This window comes from Spirosoma lituiforme (assembly GCF_054776635.1).
This window is the reverse complement of record NZ_BAAHBO010000003.1, coordinates 700,027-716,755: the sequence shown is the minus strand read 5'-3', so window position 1 is coordinate 716,755 and position 16,729 is coordinate 700,027. Positions and strand designations below refer to the sequence as shown.

Genomic DNA, 16,729 nt, shown 5'->3' with positions numbered 1-16,729 from the left:
GACCATGACTGAAGAAGAGTTATTTGACTACATAAATAGAGCAGCTCAGAGAGTGCTTGAGCGTGATTCCTGGCTCTTAAAGAAAGATCTGAGCGAACGGAGTATCTCACATAAATTAGCTGAGCACCTACAGGCACTTGTTGTCGACTTTGATGTTGACTGCGAATACAACGGCAACGCACAAGAAGACGACAGAAAGAAAATATATTTATTAAATGAAGATTTACGACAGGCAGGCTTTTTGAGAGAAGAAGAAGCTGGAAAAGATCCAGTTGATAGAGCTGTATTCCCTGATATCATCGTTCATAAGCGTGGTAGCCATGAACAAAATATGTGCGTGATTGAGGTCAAAAAGAGTACTAGCAGGGTATCTTTTCAGTATGATCGTCTGAAACTAATGGCCTACACTTCTCATCTCTATGGGAACGAACTAAGCTACCAGCTTGGAGTTTTCGTATGTTTTCAAACAAACTCTGACGAATTAAACTTTGAGGTTCGATATTTTAGAGAAGGTGAAGAGATTAATTAGCCTTATTAATCTGCTTCATCAAGCTTTGTATATAGACTTGGTCGAGGTAATCAGCATACTTCTGCATCATATTAATACGCTGAGGCAAAAACTTGGCCCTGTCGTAAGCTCGGTCTGTACTGCTTCTAGGTGCGTGAGCTAGTTGACGGTCTGCAATCTCGTGAGAGTATTCTAGCTTCTCTTTCAAAACACCAAGGGCTAGCGCGCGAAAGCCATGCCCCGTCATTCGTCGGCTGTATCCCATCCTCTTAAGAGCAACCAAGATTGTACCCTTACTCATTGGTTTTCGAGGGCGTGGAAGGCTCGGAAATAAGAAATCGCGTTTGCCATTCATATTCTTTAACTCTGAAAGAATTTCTAGAGCTTGCCGGGACAACGGTACCAGATGTGGGCTGCGCATTTTCATGCGCTCAGCTGGTATCGTCCACATAGCTTGATCAAAGTCTATTTCCGACCAAGTTGCATCGACAAGCTCGCTGGTTCGAACGAAAGTGAGGAACATTAAACGGATTGCCAGATAAGTTTGATGGTGCAGACGTGCCTTATGATGGTGAAGAGCTAACATGAACTCAGGCAACTGATCAATGTCGAGGGATGCGAAATGCCCCTTCTTATAACGCTTAAGAGCCTTTTCTAAACCTGTCGTCGGATCGTTCTCAGTGCGGCCCGTTATGATTGCATACCGGCAAATATGGCTGATCAACTGCTTAATCCGCCGTGCCATTTCGGGGGCGGTTGCCTCGATTGCCTGAAGACAGGCAAGTACAGTGAGCGGCTTCAGAAGATGAATCGGGAACTGACCTAAACTATCAAAAACGTACTTTTCAAGACGGTGCAGAATGGTTTTCGAGTAACGCGGGTCCCATGTTTCTAATCCCTTACTGTGCCACTCACGGGCAATTAATTCGAAAGTTTGACCATGCGCGAAAGCTGCTTGCTGTTTTCGCGCATGCTTGGCAAGCTTCGGATCGATCCCGTCTTTGAGTTCGCGCTTAACTTTGTCTCTGCCCTGTCTGGCTTCCAATAGAGTGACCTTCGGATAAACGCCGAGCGCCAGACGCTTTTCTTTGCCGTGAAGGCGGTATTTAAGTCGCCAGTAGCGTCCTCCTGATGGCAAGACCTCCAGATAAAGACCCTCGCTATCAGAAAGCTTATATGGTTTGATTTTTGGTTTGGCGGTGCGGCATTGCATGTCGGTGAGCGGCATGGCTCCCCTCCCTTTCTATCTATTGGCGGTGATTGAACAAGCGGGGGACAAAGAATATGCTAAATTCACAGCATGCCCCCAATATGCCCCCATTTCGAATAAATGCGGGGTAATCTGGGTGATTGCTCGTAAATCAAACGATACGCCAAAAGCCCTACAAAACCGGGGTTTTGTCAAGGTTTTTAAGAACAAATAACGCTGATTAAAGGAAGTATTGGCTCCTCGAGCAGGATTCCATTTTATGACCCTATACATAGAAAAAGGCTGCATTTTCTAATTGCCACTTCGTTCCCAGTCCCCCACAAAGTCCCCCTAAAGAAATGCATTCGTGGCGGTTGATCAGCTGGATGAGCTAGCTTCTGGCTTCCCAGAAGCTAGCTCATCCAGCTATGCACGTCAAGATGTCCAGTTTTTTTAATAAAAAACTGGACATCTTAAACTTATCTAATGTAATATTGGGCCATGAAAACGTCTGATTATATTGCAGTTACGATAGACAGATTCCCTAAAGGTTATGTTTTCACCTATGCCGATTTTAGTACTGAGGTGAGCCAAAAGGAAGCGGTGATAAAAGCCCTTAACCGTATGGTACAATCCGGTAAGATTGGCAAACTGTCTAAAGGCAAGTACTACAAGCCTGAAAGTACACCTTTCGGCGACCTGCTTCCTAGTCAAACCCAAGTGGTCAAGGACCTGCTGGAAGAGGATGGCAAAATCACGGGCTATCTCACTGGTTACAGTATCTATAATCAGTTGGGCTTAACCACACAGGTGAGCAATACGATCCAGATTGGTAAAAAAGACATTCGGCCTGCTTTTAAACGGGAGCGTTACACGATCTCATTTATCAAGCAGAAAAATACTATTACCAAAGAGAATATTTCTCTTTTGCAAATTCTGGACGCTATTCGCACTATAAAAAAGATCCCGGATGCTAGCTTAGAAGCCTCAGCAAAACGTTTATTGGCCATACTGCAAACGATCTCAGATAAAGATATAAGGACAATGATGCGTCTGGCTTTCAAGTATCCACCCGCTACAAGGGCGCTGTTAGGAGCCTTGTTGGATGAGTTGGAGAACACGTCACTGACCCCTTCTCTCTACAAAACATTGAACCCGATTACCAACTACAAACTGCCCGGCTTGGGCAAACTCCTGAGCACTGCTGACAAGTGGAATATCGTATGAGGTTACACGAAAACAAAACGCTTTTTCGGCAAGCAGTGCAGTTCACGGCTGATCAGATGCAAATAGCGGCTATTTATGTCGAAAAAGACTATTGGGTGACTTATGCACTGCATACGATCTTTTATCATCCGATTGGAGCTGACACCGTGTTTAAAGGCGGCACAGCCCTCTCAAAATGCTACGACATGATTGACCGGCTGTCGGAGGATATTGATCTGGTGGTCTTAAGACGCGATGGAGAAACCAACAATAGACTAAGCACCAAAATTAAAATGATTGGCGAAGTGGTAAATGCCGTATTACCTGAAGTCCAAGTCGAAGGCTTAACGCGTAAAATGGGTATGAACCGAAAAACGGCTCATAACTACAGTAAAGAATTTACGGGAGCTTATGGACAAGTGCGTGATGTCATTGTAGTTGAAGCCACCTGGCTGGGCTATTTTGAGCCCTACACGACCAGAATGCTAAATTCATTTGTCGGCAATATGATGGTGACCAATGGACAGGAGAGCATAGCACGAGACTACGGGTTGCTCCCGTTCGAGGTTCGTGTCCTCGAACCTATTCGCACACTATGTGAGAAGATAATGAGCCTCGTCCGGTTTTCCTATGGGAAAGATCCCACTGAAGACTTAAAAAAGAAAATCAGACATACATACGATCTACACCAACTGTTGCAGCAGGATGAATACGATGCCTTTTTCCAATCACCTGCATTTGACGAAATGCTCCTGAAAGTTGCCAATGATGATGTCGTCAGCTTCAAAAATAATAACCAATGGTTAGTTCATCACCCTAAAGACGCATTGGTATTTCGGGATACAGAAAATGTCTGGAATGGGCTAAAAGGCGTGTACAATGGTGAATTCAGAAATCTGGTATATGGCGACTTCCCAGATAATGAGGCTATATTAAGAACGCTGATAAAAATCAGAGAAAGATTATCTATGATTAAGTGGGAAATAGAGCTTGAAACGAAAAATTAAATTAAGAACTAGATTGAATAACAGTGTAAAAATGGATGCTTTAGACATTAATCAGAAGATATAGTTGCGGATTAGAACTAACAACTTGTAAAATCCAGCCATCAGAATTTATTGCTGTTTTAGTGCTAATAGTTCAGCTTTTTTCTTTTGAAGTTCAATATTCAACTCGACCTTTTTATTAAATTGTTTGCATCTATCAAGAGCCACTTTCAGTTTTCGTATGGAGGTGGTTAAATCCTTAAAACGTTGCTCATGCTCAACCAGATCAGCCAGGTTTTTAGCTTTGATTGGAAACCGAGATAACTGAAGACAAAAATCAAAAAAGATAAAGTCTAAGCTTCGCTTTAAATTAAGGGAATAAGATACGGTCATTTGGTCTATCCAGTCACTCGAAAACGTCCAGTCAATTACAGAATTATCGGGATTAAGCAGATGAGGATGTTTTTGACTTGTTGAGAACCGAAGTCTATTTTTGTGCTGAAGGCAAAAGATTATTGGATAAGGAATTGATTTATCAATGATAGCCATTAACTCGTCTATGCCGTCTTGATCTTTAAGGTCAATTGAAAAAATCTGAATTTCTTTTATCTCGCTTCCACTCAAATTAAGTGTTTCCTTACTTAATTTATTTGTCCATCGGATTCTTTCGACTAGATCAGTGAACAGCTTTTTTTGTTTCGCGCTGATATATCGATCAAACGCATTTTTCGGAATGGTTTTCTCAACATTGGTTTTGATTGGAAGGTCGAAGATGTCCATTATTTAATCACGATAAAAGTAACTAGAGTGAAATCCTCAATTCCTTTTAATGCATGTGTCAATGCAGTTGTACCACCTGCGGAAAAAAGACTGAGAACTTCTTTCTCTTCATCCACGTCAAGAATAGATCCAATTCCTTTTTGCAAGAGATCTGTATACGTTTGCATTTTCCGGTATTCATTGGTTTCACGACTTAAGGCATCACACAATTCAGTAATAGGCTCTAACTCGCCTTTGCAAAGTAACCGAACCATATCTAGTGTCTTCTTGGCTTCCAGATGACCCTGAATAATCTCACCGCTTGCGTTTATATAAACCAGATAGTAGGGATGTAATCGGTTATGCTTATCAATGTCTACTTTATTATGTGTATTTTTCAATACATAAATAGTCCCTCGTTGGCTGATATCTTTGGCTTTGACAACAGCATGAAGCCCTTGGGGAATATTCTTTAAATCACCATATATCTTGAGGTAATTAGCCAGATCTACTCTAAAATCGTTTAGCCCTAGATCCGTTATGCTGACGCCTTCTTTCAAATCTTCCAAATCCACGACTTCGTCCTGGAGCTTCATAAGCTGAATTTTCCGGTATTCGAGATCCTTTTCGTCCGTATTTAAAATATTATCATCGCCCGTACTGGCCATGTTACTAATCAACATCTTGTTCTCAACCCTTTGTTTGAGGTTGATATACTTGTCGAGGGTCATATCTGGCCAAAAGTTGACCATCGTTATATTACTGTTTATTGACCCTATGCGATCTATGCGCCCGAAACGTTGAATAATCCGTACTGGATTCCAATGAATGTCGTAATTCACGAGATAATCACAGTCCTGCAAATTCTGCCCTTCAGATATGCAATCCGTTGCGATCAGAATATCAATACTTTCTTCCAAGTGAGGCATCGTTTGCGCTTTGCCTTTTGAGAGCGGAGAAAAACAGGTCAATAAGACATTTAGATCAGTTGGAATATTCTTTGCCGACGATTTACGGCTTGAGCCCGTTATAAGCGCCGTGTTGATACCGTACTCATCCTTAAAATACTGTTTCAACGAGGCATATAGATAATTGGCCGTATCGGCAAAAGCGGTAAAGACAATAACTTTTTTATTCCCAGGGTTAGATGGATTTTCGATTTTTGTAGAGATCAGGTTTTTTAATTTTTCTAATTTTAAATCAAACTGCCCGATTACCTCTTTAATGTCCGCTAGCAATTCTTCAATTACAAATAAGTCCGTAGACAGATCTTCCTTCCAGCGCATCTTATCAAGATCGGCGATACGCACTTTAATCTTCTTACCGGTCACCTCCTCTTCTTCACCCCATTCTGATTCCCAATCAAACTCTTCTTCAGAAGTATCAGCCTGAAATCCCGAAAGTGTTTCGGTGTCGTCTTTTGATAGAGATGCAATGGCACCCTCAATTTGGGATTTTATATTCTCAAGTGTGAGACTAAATGAATCAGCTGAACTCTCAATTCGCTTCAGCAAGTTAATTCTCATCAGTAACTGCAAGCTCTTTTCTCGATCTTGCTGTGTGAAAGTTCCAGACTTGACCTTCTTATCATACTTTGCCGCATACAGCGGGATCTTGCTGGGCAGGATATAGCTTAATGGCGAATAGACTGACAAATTGAGCAATTCTAATCTGCTGGCAATGTCTTCATAGTTTATGCTCACTCCCTCTTTTAGGGAACTCTGTATCGATACCGGCTTATTCCGAACAGGAAATTTACCGATGTCAGTGGTGTCATAGTATGTTGTGATATGTTTGCGTGAACGCGCAATTGTGAGGCTGTCGAGGATTTCAAAAAAGTCAAAATCCAGCATCTCTAACAGACGTTCTGTTGTTCGCTGTTCAGCTGAAAACTTCGACCAAGAATTAAAGGCCTGCTGTGCTCGGCGGAACACTAGCTCTATACTGAATTCGGTATTGAGTTTTTCATCAATTTTATTGGCTGAACCTTCATAAGCCAAGGCAAGTTGGTTTCTGAGGTCATTAAACCGGTTATTGACTGGCGTCGCGGACAGCATCAAAACCTTAGTTTGGATGCCTTCGTGAATGATCTTACGGAGTAATTTCTGATACCGGTTTTCTTTTCCGACGGCTGTGTTGTTATTGCGAAAATTATGGGATTCATCAATGACGACGAGGCCGTAATTCCCCCAATTCACATTTTCTAAGCTACGTCCATTGCTTAAGCCTGTTTCACGGGATAAATCAGTATGAAACAGAACGTCATAACCGAACCTATCTTTTGCCAGAATGTTATTCTTATCATTGTGGCGGTACGTGTTCCAGTTCGCTTCTAACTTCTTAGGACAGAGTACGAGGACATCTTTGTTTCTTTTTTCGTAATACTTGATTACGCCAAGTGCGGAAAACGTTTTTCCTAAACCGACGCTGTCAGCAATAATACAGCCGTTGAATTTTTCGAGCTTATTAATGGCCCCAATAACTGCATCACGCTGAAAATTGTACAGTTTGCTCCAAATAGCGGTTTCCTTAAACCCGATTGCATCATTGGGTAGGTTATCGAGTGACAAGTCACTCAGGAAATCCTGAAACAGATTGTATAGGGTGACGAAATAGATGAACTCCGGACTGTTTTCTTTAAACGCATTTTCAAAATATTTCTGTACTGCCTGCGTCACATCCGTCAGGTTGTTCTCATTGTCCCATACTTCATTAAACCACTCCAGGTAGGCGGTGCTTTCTGGAAATCCGGTTTTCTGGATGAGCGTGGGGAATCCTTTTTTGGGCGTAATGCCGAGATCCGACGTCGTAAATCCGTTGAGGTTGGTATAGGCCGTTCCTTGCTGCTCAATGCCATTTATATGCAATAAGCCCAAAAGAGGCTGATTAGAGTGATTGTTGGACTTAAACGTTACTTTCTTTTTGACCCAGTTGCTGCATTCCTTTGCGATGGCACGTTGGTTTAGCTCATTTTTAAGCCGTAACTCAAATTCTCCACCACAAATATGAGATTCATTGTAAATATTTGGAATGTAAAATTCACGGGACTCCTTTTGAAATTTTTCTTCGACAAAAGTTGGAGAGGTGAAGATGAATCGCAATTCGTCAATTCCTCTCAATTCTTTTTTCAAAGCTTCGTAGGCGTAGATTGAAAAAGAGGAAGCAGCAATCGATAATTTGCTGCCTACTTTAATTTCTTCTTTCAAATCCTCGCCCAAGCGATTTTTAATATTGTCGAGAAGTTTCATAGACCTTACTTCACTTGCACAATTTCTAACATTTGTTCATAACTGCTGACTTTTGAGAACTTTACCTCTTGTCCGCTAATGGATTTAAAGTGTTCATCGGCGCAGTGAATTTTTAGACTTTCAATCTCCCGCAGTTCGAGATTTGAGTCAGAACCTTTGGTTTCTGCTACGAAATAGATATGTCTCACTGTCTCGTTATCGAACACAATCGCCCAGTCAGGACTGTAATTGGCTACAGGAGTGGTGATGTAAAAGGTCTTCGGTAACTTGGCATATACAGACACTTGACTACTGCTTTCAAGGGCCTCGGCAAAGCGAGCTTCGGTCTTGGAATCTGTAGTGAGATAGTCATATATGTGCTTTTTCAGGAATTCTGATTGACGGATCACCGATTTATCATTTGCGAAGACAGTTTTAGCGTCATGCCGTTCTTCGGTCTTGTGGTAAACGATGTTGTTGATGATCAGGCTTGCCTTTACTTCGTTAATCAACTTTGCGGACTTAGCAATGAACTCTTCTGGATTCTTCCGGATTAGCAAAAACTTATCTGGATTAATCGCCTTCAGGATTTCTACTATGGTTCGACGGGTTAGGTTGGTGAGCTTTACGATCTCCCCCACAATGTCATAGACGGTATTGGTGTAAATGTCCGATTTGAGTTTCTTGCTCTCTCGGGCAGTTTCCCTAAATCCTTCTCGTTGAACGAGTTCTTCTTTTGTAGTTTCTTTGAGCTCACCACTACGGACTTCATACGTGCGCTCAGCAATGTGCAGATCCGAATTGATCCGGATTTTTGCATCTTTAATCAGTTTTTCTGAGTCAAACTGGACTTCGTAAATCGTTTTCAGATTAATCTTACTCCACAGTTCCTGAAATTCTTTTTTTCGGAAATTAGGGTTAAGCGTAAGCGTTATGTTGTCTCTGTCATTTTCGGGCATGATACCTGCGCCCGTATAAATCGAGCGCAGCAGACCCGTCAAGCTGGCGCGATAGATTTCTAGGTTATCCGGCAAGGGAAGCTTATTTTCTTCAATGTTCTGACGCCCTTCGGTTGTGATCTTATCATCCTCGTCCAGCACGTCATGCTTGTATAAGAATTTGTTTAGTTTTTTTGCCTCGTCGGGCGTCAAACGGAAATCATGACCTTTTTCATCCTTCACCAAACGCCCCGCCAGGAACTCGACAGAGGCTTTCTGAGGCCGGTCCTTAAGGGTTTCGGCAATTTCGCTTTGCAGGCCTCTAGCAAAGATTTCATAGCTTTCGGAAGCAACAATGGTTAGCTTGTTAATGTCATGAACTTGTTCGCCGACTGTTTCGTAATCCTGTCTAATACCGTGATCATTGACGCAAAGACGCATTCCCCGCCCGACTTCCTGGCGACGACGAATGGTCGCATCCGAATGCTTGAGCGTACAGATCTGGAAAACATTGGGATTGTCCCAGCCTTCTTTCAGGGCAGAGTGCGAAAACAAGAAGCGGGTTGGCTCGTCAAAGCTCAACAAGCGCTCTTTGTCTTTCATGATTAAATCATAGGCACTGATATCGTCGGTGTCTTCTTTCCCACGCTTTAATGAGGGATCAACGAGTTTCTTATTTTTGTCAATTGAAAAATACCCGTTATGTACGCGCTCTGCGTCATCTCGTTCTAAGTATTGAGCATAGTTATCGGGCATATATCCTTTGTGCGTATGCCCTGGGTCGGCGTCGTACAAATATTGATTGTAACTCTGATGGAACAAGTCGATATAATCGTTTCTCAGAAGATTATACTCCTCTTCAAAAATTTTGGCGTATTCGCCTAATTGCTGTTCCCCGTCCTGATCATAGATCCGGTATTTCTCTACTGCGTCAATGAAGAAGAGCGACAATACTTTTATTCCTTTTTCGAAAAGGTCACGCTCTTTGCTGAAATGAGAAAGAATGGTTTCGCGTATCTGAATGCGACGAAAAGCTTTTTCGTCCAGATCCCCCATGGCTTCACCGGCGATGATTTCCTGTCCATTAATGATTACTTTGTTAAAATAGCCATCGACGTCCTGAATAATCCAGTTTTTATATTGTGGCATTTCACCTGATAGCTCAAAGAGATTCGCTCCCTTCTCCAGCTTCTCCCGAACACGTTTAACAGCGGTGCCACTGCGTTTCTCATATTCAATGACCGCGACTGGTGCCTTATTGGTTGAAAGCTGTATTTGCTCCAAATACACGTAACCCGTGGTACCCGTGCTTCCTTTGAGACTTATTCCCTTGACCTGAATCTTTTTAACCAGCTTTTTATTGTAAGCATCCAAGGCATCTAATCGGTACACTTTGTTGTATTCATTTTTGTGCGTAGCTGAATAACGCAAAGTGAACAGCGGACGAAAATCCTGCATGCTGTCTAGTGTACGATCTCCATCGACGGACTGCGGTTCGTCAATGATCAGGATGGGGTTAGTTTGCGCGATAATTTCAATTGGACGCCTGGAGGCAAACTGATCTAACTCCATATATATTCTTCGGGCATCTTTACCTTTGGCGTTAAATGCTTGGGTATTGATGATCATCACACTGATACGGCTATCAGATGCAAAGTTTTCAATATCCTGGGGACGGCCAGAGTTATAAATGAACGGACTAATACGGTGTCCGTAAATCTCCTGGAAGTGATCCTGTGTAACCTCAAACGATTTATATACTCCTTCCCGAATGGCTATACTTGGCACAATAATGATGAACTTACTCCAACCATACAGTTGATGTAGTTCGTACATAGAACGGATATAGGTATAGGTTTTACCTGTCCCCGTCTCCATTTCTATAGTTAGGTTATAGCCAAGTTTCAGGCCTTTGGGACGGTCCAGCTTGTCGCTTTCCGGTATATCGTTTTGGCGTTGTACCAGTTTTATGTTTTCAAGCAGCTGATCTTCGGTGATTTGGATAGGACGGTTCCGGTAACCAATCGTTTCCATCACATCCATATCTATATCTGTTTGACCAACACTTGCTGCTTTGGCTTTACGGATTATCTCTTCACTTCTTTCGAGCGTAAAACGGTTAGTTTCTCTGGGCTGACCAGCAAAGCAATCTGTAACTGCTTTTACTGCCTGAATTTGAAAGTCCTGTTCTTTAAATTGTAATTTCATAGCTAGATGACACGCATTTCGGTTTCAGGACTCAATTGTTTTAGTAGCTGCCTTACATTTTCTTTAGCAGTATCATTTTTAAATCCCTTATCACGGCATACGATACGTATAGGCTTATAAACTGCCACTTGCTTTGCAAATGTCTCGTCGATATTGTCATCAAAACAAGCCATAAGTGAATTTTTCGCCACTTGGAATACTTGTTTTCCAGCAATTTCGAACTGATCAATTTTGTAGGAAAGTGGCAATCCCCAATCGAGCATTACTTGCGCTAATAAATCGTCAGCGGATCGGTCAGATTTAATATTGTCTGCAAAAATCTCTAATTGATCCTGATTATAATCTTGAGGACGATAGTAAACATCCTGCATATTACTTTCATCTAGACGGTATACACGAAAGCCAATGTCTAAATCTTTTTCTTTTTTGCTACTGAAATCAAGCTGTTCTGAATTTCTATTATCTAATGCTTCTTTGATTCTTTTACCCGATCTTCGAATTCGTTCTTTTCCTATTTCACAAATAGTTTCAAATTTTTCTTTGTAAGCGACACTCTTTTCATCTGTTCTTTCTGGAATCTGAACTAATATAAATTTTCTATCACCGCCGTCTTCACTATTTAGTTGATAAATAGCATCTGCGGTTGCCGCTGATCCAGAAAAGAAGTCTAGAACGAAAAATGATTTATCCTCATTTGCATTTATAACAAATGATAATAAATATTTTAACAATGCAGTGGGTTTTGGAAAGTCAAAAACTACTTCAGAAAAATAACTTTTAATTTCTTTCGTTCCTTCTTGATTGAAAGGGCCATTCAATAATGAAATGGGTTTCCCCAATCTAAGATTTCCATTTTCGTCCTTTAAATACTGCTTGGATCTTACGCTATAATTTCCATTTGTTTCATTAATAACAATCTCATTATTATTATAAGCCTTTAAAAAGCGATCTTCTGACCAAATCCATTGCTTTTCAGGCCATATTTCGACACCTTGATGATGTACAGGATAACGCAAGTTAGGTCTCTCGTCCTTACTCGTTGTTGCAAGAGGCTGGGTTATATATCCCCCGCGAACACTAAACTTTTCGTCTTTTTGTTTATATTCAAGCTTTTGATCTTCACTCAATGGAGCGGCAATACTTGTAAGAATATCTTTTGAATAAACTAAAATATACTCATGTACATTTGCAAATCCCTTGGTTAGAGCTCCAGAGCCATATTTATTTTTCCATGCTATTTGTTCTACAAAATTTACCTGTCCAAAAATCTCATCACAAATAATTTTTAGATTATTGAGTTCATTTTCGTCAATAGAGATAAAAATAATTCCATCATTACTTAATAGATTTCTCGCTAACTTCAGCCTGGGATACATCATACTTAACCAGTCAGAATGGTACCGGCCAGAAGTATCGGGGTTAGCTATCAAGCGTTGACTATAATCGTCCTTTTGTCCGCTCTCTTTTTTAAACTCTTCACTTTCTTGTGTAAAGTTATCTTTATAAACAAAATCATTCCCAGTGTTATAAGGTGGATCAATGTAGATCATTTTAATCTTGCCAAAGTAGCTTTCCTGCAAAAGCTTCAATACTTCGAGGTTGTCACCTTCAATATAAAGGTTCCCAGTATTGTCGAAATCAACGGATTCTTCGCGAACTGGTCGTAGGGTTTTGTTGGTTGGAAGATTTGCCGTTACAATCGCTTCACGTTTTCCCGGCCATTCTAAGCGGTACCGCTCCTTGTTCCCTTCGATGACTTGGTGATTTAGCTCCTGTTTGAGCAAATCAAAATCAACAGCCTTGCCAGCTGGTGTTTCGGTTACACAATTGGGAAATAAGGCTGCTAAAGCTCCTATGTTATGATTCACCAAATCGGTGCTAGCCATATCAAGGCGTTCACTTGTGGAGGTTATCGTCATTATGGTATTTCCAAAAACTAATCTTGTGGTATTTATTATTGCCTAATAATCAAGCAGTTCAAAGACCCTCTGTCTAGAAACTTTGAAACTCAATCATGCTAGAGTTCAAAATAAGCTCTTTTACATCAATAAACTAGTTTTGGTAACGACTTGCAGTACTAAAATCACGATCATTGCGGGTGTCACACTGGATGCGCAAAAATAACCTTTATCCTAAAAGAGGTGATAAGTCAGCAGCCTGCTTTCCTTCAGCGAGCAGAACTTCTCGATATTTGATCAATGTCATCGCTCGAATATCGTCTGGCGTCATTTCTGATGGCAGACGGTAGGTTTCATCACCTACAATGTCCCTCATCCACATTTCAGCGATCAATGAATGTTCCAACTGTGGAACATAGCCCAGAAATCGTGCAAGCCTGTCTTTGACAGCATAGCCATAAGCCGCAAACGTTTGATGGTAGTTATCGTAGATCGCACTGTCATAGGTCAGGCACGTGTTATGCTTCATGTCAGCATTGCGAATGAGTTTGATATGGTCATCCGCCTGATTTAAAAAATCATCTTCAGCAATGGCTCCCTGCCAGTGGGCTTGTATCAAGGCCCGCAGATAAGGCTCAAACGGCAATAATACGTTTTCAGGTGGAAGGTAGCCCAAACTAATTTCAACAAAGCCCCGCCCAGTATCTTTGAGATGAGTTAATGTTGTCGCATCAACTATCAGATCATCCCAATGGACAGCACCAAGTCTGCCTTCGGTCACAGCTTCCTTAAAAATCGGTTTCAAAACGGGTTGCATCTCCGCTGTAATGTTCATCAATGACGTTCTGTTTCCAGGACATTTTTGTACCAAGTGATAAAGCTTCGAACAGTTTCTTATCTTAGCATAAACGTCTGAAAATTCAATCAAAACCGTAAAGGACATGGATAAGAACGATGAAAAGAAATCCTCGTTTCCAGATGGATATGAGCGCATCGAAGAACGCCTGAAGCAGACAAAAGAACGTCTGGAAGAGATCGACAGACAGATCAAAACAGGAGCACCAGATAGAGGCCCGGAGCCAGCTTTAAGGCCGCCCAGTACAACTAGCAACCCACGCAAGGGCAACAACGAACGTAAAATTGCTTTCCTGAAAGATCAGCAGGATCAGATGAGGGAGGATACTTGGGAAAAAATAGAAGCGGAAACCCGAAACGGCGATCCTAAAACGGTTCGCATCGTGCGGGATAGAGCGAGAGAAGAGATGTTTCCAAATCGCTTCCTTCACATGAACAAAAGTGAAAGAATGCAGGAGAGTGACAGAGATAATGATTTTAATACGTTGCAGGATAGATTTGATGCCGTGCTCGTGGAAAGTGCGATAAAACGAAACAAAGAACCAGAGCCAGACAAAGAAACGCCAGAAAGAGAAGATACTGCGCCGTTGTCCGCATCAGAAAGGTTTTCGAGAACACTGGCTTACACAAGGTTTGTTGAGCAAGGCCGAGAGATGGTCGAACCGGATGTTGATCCAGGCATTGAGAAAGACTAAGTCAGATTAGACTTCAGGCTCAATCTCTCTATCTTTCGATTTTTCAGGTTCAATCCGTTCCTTGTTGGAACGGTCTCCTTTTAACCAATCAGGAAGACGCTCCCTTAGCTGCTCTTTCTGAAATTGCTCACGACCGGCTTTAAAGCCCACCAGCCGAATGAAATCGCTGTCGATACCAGCTAATCTTTCGGCGAGTTCGGGCTTGTGTTGAGAGATTGTATATCCTTCATTGAACCCTTTCACGTATTCCGACTCAACGTTGTCCTGTTCTTCCATAGCTAGAAGGTTTTACGGGCGTTCTTTTCAAGATAAGCGTTGATGGAATCCCGGTCGTAGAGGATGATTTTCTTCTGGGGTTGAGAGAAGCGGATTTTTCCCTCGTCACGCAATGTCTGCAACGTCGTCTTTGACTTGACATTGAGGAGCTGCATTGCCTGTTCGCCAGAAACCCACTTATCCAGCTCCTGCCCATGCTTTTCTTTTAGCCGTTCAACGACCTCCTCGATCAAGGCAAAGAAGGCTTTGTCTTCGAGACAGATAACTTGCATACTTAGGTGAATATTTTTATTCAGCGCAGTTTAAGCTGCAATAAATATAGATCATCTCCCTCACGACTGAAACAGATCTGGTTGAATTCATTCAGACACAACAGATATTCCGAAGTGATCAACCTAAGTATTTGAAGCTGCCATCCCAGGTTTAATCTTTCTAGGAACGTTTAAACGACGGATGGTCAACCTTATCAAACCCGACAAGGTAATAGTGAAAGATGATTTCAAGTGCAGTGTCAAAATACGTCTCGTCATCCGGTGTCTTTTCTCTCGTTCGCCACGAGTCCCCCATGCCATAAGCGCGGTTCGGCATATACGGAGCTGTAACGATATTCCTGTAACCGTCATCGGTAAGTTCAAACATGCTCTTATCGTATTTAGCGTATGGATACACCCGACGGAAAGGACAATGCAGGCTTGTCGTATCTGGTTGCTGTGGAAGAGTCCTGACAACCGACATCAATGCCGCATTCTGTTCAAATTTAGGAATTTCAGGATTAAGATAATCGACCCATTTGAGTCGTACAAACATGTTTGCGACTGAACTGAGCTTCTCTTCCTTTATCCAAAGATTTATAAAAGTGATATGCTCCCTGATAAATCGCTGGTGTTCATTTACCATGTGACGTACCGTTGGATCGACCTGCGGAAATAGAGGTAGTCTGGTTACATCTATTCGAGGTAGCGCTTCATTCGAATGAGAAGAGGTGTTTCCATCTATTTTATTAGACGCAAAAAGGTCTGTCAGCTTCTTGAAGAACATAAAAGGCGCTGTTTTGTAAAAATATATTTTACATGTCGATTCAGAACATCAATATTCAGGATGCGCAGAGCATTAAAGATTTGTCTGACTAATTACTGTTATAGCCATGCCGTCTTGTTAGAAACGCTTCCTTCCAGAAGTTTTCACGGATGATGATCGTCTTATCATCCGTCTTAAACGGCCAGCATTCGACAAGCGTAATCCTGAAATTTGTCCGTGCGTAGGATGGATCACCATCTGTCAGATTGACCAGTTTCTCATTCCAGCCGTGGCCTGTATTGATGTAACAGGACCAACGAGCCCAGATGCCCGTGTCACCGTAAGCCGAACCAACGTACTGTTTGCCTGTCAGTTTATCAGCGATCAGATAAACACCTTTCACGCTCTCAAGAGCGGTTTTCCAGTCAGTACGATTGTTTTTATAAATGATCTCCAGCATGGATAGATCCAGGGACACATTTTCATATCCGCTGAATACCTCGCCGGAATAAGGCGTTCTCAAAAGCTCGGAGATTTTAAAATTGTCGTAAACGGATTCAAGTTTAAATGCCCGACCACGTGACAATGAACCGGTCAGTTTTAGCCTCCCAATCAAATCCTGTCCCTGATCCAGAAGTTTTACGACATAGCTAGGGGCGTTTTTTTCGGTACCGCGTTGCTGTACTTCATAGATGCCGCCAAATAGCCACTCGTTACGCTCAGGATAGAAGTCGATCAGGGACAGGATCATGTCTCGGTTGAACTCGTTCCTGTTTCCCTGCCAGCTATTCCATTGATGCCACTCGTTCTGGTCACGTAGAAAAACATCCAAAGGTTCCACTGTGCCGCTTTTCCGCGCAGCGTGCAGCTTGTATTCTTGAAAATCGGAAAGATGGAGAACTGATCTCAATTCCATACAGGTACCTGCAAGGTGTTTTTCGGCGATAGACTATTACCAAACAGGAAT

The 16,729-nt window shown here is 42.0% G+C and carries 14 protein-coding genes; 4 read left to right on the top strand and 10 right to left on the bottom strand.

Going from position 1 to position 16,729, the window contains the following annotated elements; genetic code table 11:
• Nucleotides 1–4: 4 nt before the first annotated feature.
• A complete protein-coding gene (locus ACYU87_RS15390) occupies nucleotides 5–529 on the top strand; it encodes a hypothetical protein (RefSeq protein ID WP_461134948.1) in 525 nt (174 codons plus the stop codon).
• Here ACYU87_RS15390 and ACYU87_RS15385 read toward each other — a convergent pair.
• Nucleotides 522–1,736: a tyrosine-type recombinase/integrase gene (locus ACYU87_RS15385; protein WP_461134947.1), complete on the bottom strand. Its 1,215-nt coding sequence runs from the start codon at nucleotides 1,734–1,736 to the stop codon at nucleotides 522–524. The two genes, ACYU87_RS15390 and ACYU87_RS15385, sit on opposite strands and share 8 nt — an antisense overlap.
• A 462-nt stretch (nucleotides 1,737–2,198) precedes the next feature.
• Between ACYU87_RS15385 and ACYU87_RS15380 the strand changes: the two genes are divergently transcribed.
• Together ACYU87_RS15380 and ACYU87_RS15375 are read left to right on the top strand one after the other, a co-directional pair.
• Nucleotides 2,199–2,924 carry a DUF6088 family protein gene (locus ACYU87_RS15380; protein ID WP_461134946.1) on the top strand — a complete coding sequence of 242 codons (726 nt, stop codon included), beginning with the start codon at nucleotides 2,199–2,201 and terminating at the stop codon, nucleotides 2,922–2,924.
• Nucleotides 2,921–3,910 carry a nucleotidyl transferase AbiEii/AbiGii toxin family protein gene (locus ACYU87_RS15375; RefSeq protein ID WP_461134945.1) on the top strand — a complete coding sequence of 330 codons (990 nt, stop codon included), beginning with the start codon at nucleotides 2,921–2,923 and terminating at the stop codon, nucleotides 3,908–3,910. Before ACYU87_RS15380 ends, ACYU87_RS15375 begins: the two co-directional genes overlap by 4 nt.
• 108 nt (nucleotides 3,911–4,018) lie before the next feature.
• Here ACYU87_RS15375 and ACYU87_RS15370 read toward each other — a convergent pair whose 3' ends face one another.
• The 5 genes from ACYU87_RS15370 to ACYU87_RS15350 all read right to left on the bottom strand — a co-directional run bounded on the left by ACYU87_RS15370 (nucleotide 4,019) and on the right by ACYU87_RS15350 (nucleotide 13,862).
• A complete protein-coding gene (locus tag ACYU87_RS15370; RefSeq protein ID WP_461134944.1) occupies nucleotides 4,019–4,669 on the bottom strand; it encodes a DUF4391 domain-containing protein in 651 nt (216 codons plus the stop codon).
• A complete protein-coding gene (locus tag ACYU87_RS15365; RefSeq protein ID WP_461134943.1) occupies nucleotides 4,669–7,896 on the bottom strand; it encodes a helicase-related protein in 3,228 nt (1,075 codons plus the stop codon). The genes ACYU87_RS15370 and ACYU87_RS15365 overlap by 1 nt, the downstream gene beginning before the upstream one ends.
• A 5-nt stretch (nucleotides 7,897–7,901) precedes the next feature.
• On the bottom strand, nucleotides 7,902–11,021 hold the full coding sequence (locus tag ACYU87_RS15360) for a type III restriction-modification system endonuclease (RefSeq protein WP_461134942.1): 3,120 nt from the start codon (nucleotides 11,019–11,021) through the stop codon (nucleotides 7,902–7,904).
• 2 nt (nucleotides 11,022–11,023) lie between these two features.
• Entirely contained in the window at nucleotides 11,024–12,907 is a 1,884-nt protein-coding gene (locus ACYU87_RS15355; protein ID WP_461134941.1) for a site-specific DNA-methyltransferase, read from the bottom strand.
• 241 nt (nucleotides 12,908–13,148) lie between these two features.
• Entirely contained in the window at nucleotides 13,149–13,862 is a 714-nt protein-coding gene (locus ACYU87_RS15350) for a hypothetical protein (RefSeq protein WP_461134940.1), read from the bottom strand.
• Between ACYU87_RS15350 and ACYU87_RS15345 the strand changes: the two genes are divergently transcribed.
• Nucleotides 13,861–14,469, top strand: a complete 609-nt coding sequence (locus tag ACYU87_RS15345) for a hypothetical protein (protein WP_461134939.1) — start codon at nucleotides 13,861–13,863, stop codon at nucleotides 14,467–14,469. The genes ACYU87_RS15350 and ACYU87_RS15345 overlap by 2 nt on opposite strands.
• 6 nt (nucleotides 14,470–14,475) lie before the next feature.
• On the opposite strand, the gene ACYU87_RS15340 is transcribed toward ACYU87_RS15345, so the two are convergent.
• From ACYU87_RS15340 to ACYU87_RS15325, 4 genes are all read right to left on the bottom strand, one after another.
• Nucleotides 14,476–14,745 carry a hypothetical protein gene (locus tag ACYU87_RS15340; RefSeq protein WP_461134938.1) on the bottom strand — a complete coding sequence of 90 codons (270 nt, stop codon included), beginning with the start codon at nucleotides 14,743–14,745 and terminating at the stop codon, nucleotides 14,476–14,478.
• Between the two features lie 2 nt (nucleotides 14,746–14,747).
• On the bottom strand, nucleotides 14,748–15,017 hold the full coding sequence (locus ACYU87_RS15335; RefSeq protein ID WP_461134937.1) for a helix-turn-helix domain-containing protein: 270 nt from the start codon (nucleotides 15,015–15,017) through the stop codon (nucleotides 14,748–14,750).
• Between the two features lie 160 nt (nucleotides 15,018–15,177).
• Nucleotides 15,178–15,783: a hypothetical protein gene (locus ACYU87_RS15330; RefSeq protein ID WP_461134936.1), complete on the bottom strand. Its 606-nt coding sequence runs from the start codon at nucleotides 15,781–15,783 to the stop codon at nucleotides 15,178–15,180.
• Between the two features lie 88 nt (nucleotides 15,784–15,871).
• Nucleotides 15,872–16,678: a GIY-YIG nuclease family protein gene (locus ACYU87_RS15325; RefSeq protein ID WP_461134935.1), complete on the bottom strand. Its 807-nt coding sequence runs from the start codon at nucleotides 16,676–16,678 to the stop codon at nucleotides 15,872–15,874.
• Between the last annotated feature and the right edge of the window lie 51 nt (nucleotides 16,679–16,729).